Genomic DNA, 3603 nt, shown 5'->3' with positions numbered 1-3603 from the left:
CCATGTAATACGCATCATGGCTCGGCAGGGCGTGGGGCCAGGGGATGACCAGCTTGCCTTCTGCCAGCTCTTCTTCGACCAGAAAACGCGGCAATAACGCGACCCCGCAACCGACCTGTGCCGCGCGTATGCACATATAGAACGTTTCAAAACGCGGGCCGTGGTAGCTGTATTCGGTTTGATAACCTTGGCTGTCGAACCATTCATGCCAGGCTTGGGGTCGTGAACCACTTTGCAGCAACACCAATTCGCTCAGCTGAGTTGGGTCAGTAAACGGGGTAGTTGGCAGACTGCCGGGCGCGCACACCGGAATCAACTCTTCGTTGAACAGCTTCACCGATTCGGCACCGGGGCGTGCGCCTTGGCCAAAGTAAAACGTCAGATCGCAACGGCCTTGGATCAGGTCGTCTTGTTCCTGCTCGCTGACTAAGTCCAAGTGAATATGCGGATGGCGCAAGCGCCAGCCTTTGAGTCGAGGCACCAGCCAGCGGGCGCCAAAGGTGGGCGGGGTGGACACGCGCAAGACTTCGGTTTCGCCACCATAAGAACGCAGGTAGTGGGTGGACATCTCTATCTGAACCAGGATTTTGCGCACTTCGCCCAGGTACAGCGCCCCCGCCGGTGTCAGTTGCAGGCGTCGACGTACTCGGCGAAACAGCAAGTGCTGTACCAGCTCTTCAAGCTGTGCGACTTGCTTGCTGACCGCGCTTTGAGTCAAGTTGAGTTCTTCTGCGGCGCGGGTGAAACTCAGGTGCCGGGTCACCGCTTCAAAACATTGCAGCGCGGTAATCGATGGCAGATGGCGTTTGTTAAGCATGGTCTGGCCTATGGTTTTTCGACACTGCCAGGACACACGCGAAGGGCAGTATGAATAAACGGAATGATATCTCGCCTAATGGTCGTTTGTTCCCGCGTCTCAGGCCAGCTATTAGTATCGGCTGACGCATTAGCCGCTATGTTTATGCTCCCTATTTCGGCTTTTTCATTTATAGAAACCAGGAGAAACCATGATTACCGACTTGCTCAACCGTCTCGGTGTCGATGCCTCGCTGTACCAGAATGGCAACCAAGCTGTGCACACACCTGTTGATGGTAGCCAAGTGGCATCCGTGCATTGGGAAGGGCGAGCGGAAGTGGAACAGCACGTGACCCGTGCTGAAAACGCTTTCAATGCCTGGCGCAAAGTCCCGGCCCCGCGCCGTGGCGAGCTGATTCGCTTGTTCGGCGAAGCACTGCGCAAGTACAAGGCTGACCTGGGCGAGTTGGTGTCGTGGGAAGCGGGCAAGATCACTCAAGAGGGCTTGGGTGAAGTGCAGGAAATGATCGACATCTGCGACTTCGCGGTTGGCTTGTCGCGTCAGTTGTACGGTTTGACCATTGCTTCCGAGCGTCCTGGCCACCACATGCGCGAAACCTGGCACCCGCTGGGCGTCGTCGGCGTGATCAGCGCGTTCAACTTCCCGGTGGCTGTTTGGTCCTGGAACACTGCGTTGGCTCTGGTCTGCGGTAACTCGGTGATCTGGAAGCCATCAGAAAAAACTCCGCTGACCGCATTGGCCTGCCAAGCGTTGTTCGACGGCGTGTTAAAGAACTTTCCAGAAGCACCGGCTTATCTGACCCAGTGTGTGATCGGCGGCCGTGAAGCGGGTGAAGCCCTGGTCGATGATCCACGTGTGGCGTTGGTCAGTGCGACTGGCAGTACGCGCATGGGTCGTGAAGTGGCACCGAAGATCGCCGCTCGTTTTGCGCGCAGCATTCTTGAACTGGGCGGTAACAACGCGATGATCCTTGGCCCAAGCGCCGACCTGGATCTGGCCGTTCGCACCATTCTTTTCAGTGCGGTCGGTACTGCCGGTCAGCGTTGCACCAGTTTACGTCGTCTGATTGCTCACGAATCGGTCAAAGCTGAAATCGTCAGCCGCCTGAAAACCGCCTACGCCAAAGTGCGCATCGGTCATCCGCTGGAAGGCAATCTGGTGGGTCCGCTGATCGATAAGGGCGCTTACGAAAACATGCAAGACGCTCTGGAGCAGGCGTTGAGCGAAGGCGGCCGGGTGTTTGGCGGCAAGCGTGTGTTGGCTGAAGAGTTTCCAAACGCTTACTACGTGACCCCAGCCATTGTCGAAATGCCTGAGCAGAGCGACGTGGTGTGCACTGAAACCTTCGCCCCGATTCTGTACGTGGTCGGCTACGAAGATTTCGCCGAAGCCGTGCGTTTGAACAACGCAGTACCGCAAGGCCTGTCGTCGTGCATTTTCACCACCGACGTGCGTGAAGCCGAGCAGTTTATCTCCGCGTTGGGCAGTGATTGCGGGATCGCTAACGTCAACATCGGTCCAAGCGGTGCGGACATCGGCGGTGCTTTCGGTGGCGAGAAAGAAACTGGCGGTGGTCGTGAGTCGGGCTCCGATTCGTGGCGCGGTTACATGCGTCGCCAAACCGCGACCGTGAACTACTCGCTTGAGCTGCCGCTGGCGCAAGGGATTACCTTCGACTGATAGCAGTCGGTAAGTGGCGGCGCATCAGTGTGATTGCGCCGTCCCCTTCGCGAATAAATTCGCTCCTACAGGAAATTTCTATGTCCCCTGTGGGAGCGAATTTATTCGCGAAGACGGCATAACAGGCGGCACAAGAACTAAAGGCTTATGTATCTTTCCGGGGTTTTGCGATGCCGCTACGCGAAGAATGTCTGTGGGAAAAATTGACACCGCAACGGCCTGAGGCCGAGGCGCTAAAAGGAGAGGTAACGGTAGACGTCTGCGTGATCGGCGCAGGCATTACCGGATTGTCGGCAGCGGTTCACTTGCTCGAACAAGGCAAGACGGTTGCCGTGCTTGAGGCACATCGCACCGGTCACGGCGGGTCGGGACGCAATGTCGGGCTGGTCAACGCCGGGTTATGGATACCGCCGGACGACATCGAAGCCGGGTTCGGCAAAGAAGTGGGCAGCCAGCTTAATCAAATGCTCGGCGCCGCACCGTCGCTGGTATTCAGCCTGATCGACAAATACAGCATCGATTGCCAATTGCGCCGCGAAGGCACGCTGCACATGGCGCATAACGCCCGTGGCGAAGCGGACCTGCGCAGTCGTGAAGAACAATGGAAGCGCCGTGGTGCACCCGTGGAGTTGCTCACGGGCAAGGCCTGTCAGGAGGCTACCGGCACTCAGAAAATCTCCTCCGCACTGCTGGATCGTCGGGCGGGTACGTTTAACCCGATGGCCTATACCAGTGGCCTGGCCAAGGCGGTTGTCGGTCTAGGCGGCCGGGTGTTTGATCATTCCCCGGTGACCCGCCTTGAACGCCAAGGTGACCGCTGGTGTGTTATCACCGAACACGGCGCAGTGCTGGCCGAGAAAGTAGTGATTGCTTCCAACGCGTACACCCAAGGCGAATGGACTGAACTGCGCCGTAACTTCTTCCCCGGCTATTACTATCAGGTCGCCTCAGCGCCATTGACTGAAGACGCCGCACAGCAGATTTTGCCGGGTGGTCAAGGTTCTTGGGACACACGTCAGGTACTGAGCAGCATTCGCCGCGACGCTGACGGTCGCCTGTTGTTGGGTAGCTTGGGCAATGGCAATCAAAAGCCAGCCTGGTTTCT

Annotated in this window: 3 protein-coding genes; 2 read left to right on the top strand and 1 reads right to left on the bottom strand. The window is 57.7% G+C overall.

Annotated elements, in window-relative coordinates; translation table 11 throughout:
* Positions 1-817: LysR substrate-binding domain-containing protein (locus tag M0974_RS22265; RefSeq protein ID WP_297841829.1), on the bottom strand; the 817-nt coding region annotated here is incomplete at its 3' end.
* A gap of 190 nt (positions 818-1007) precedes the next feature.
* On the opposite strand from M0974_RS22265, the gene M0974_RS22260 reads away from it, so the two are divergent.
* Together M0974_RS22260 and M0974_RS22255 are read left to right on the top strand one after the other, a co-directional pair.
* On the top strand, positions 1008-2498 hold the full coding sequence (locus M0974_RS22260; RefSeq protein WP_297841826.1) for an aldehyde dehydrogenase family protein: 1491 nt from the start codon (positions 1008-1010) through the stop codon (positions 2496-2498).
* Between the two features lie 170 nt (positions 2499-2668).
* Positions 2669-3603: FAD-binding oxidoreductase (locus M0974_RS22255; RefSeq protein ID WP_297841823.1), on the top strand; the 935-nt coding region annotated here is incomplete at its 3' end.

This window comes from Pseudomonas sp. (assembly GCF_026224925.1).
Classification (GTDB): domain Bacteria; phylum Pseudomonadota; class Gammaproteobacteria; order Pseudomonadales; family Pseudomonadaceae; genus Aquipseudomonas.
The sequence above is the reverse complement of the archived record's forward strand: the minus strand, read 5'-3'. Positions and strand labels throughout refer to the sequence as shown.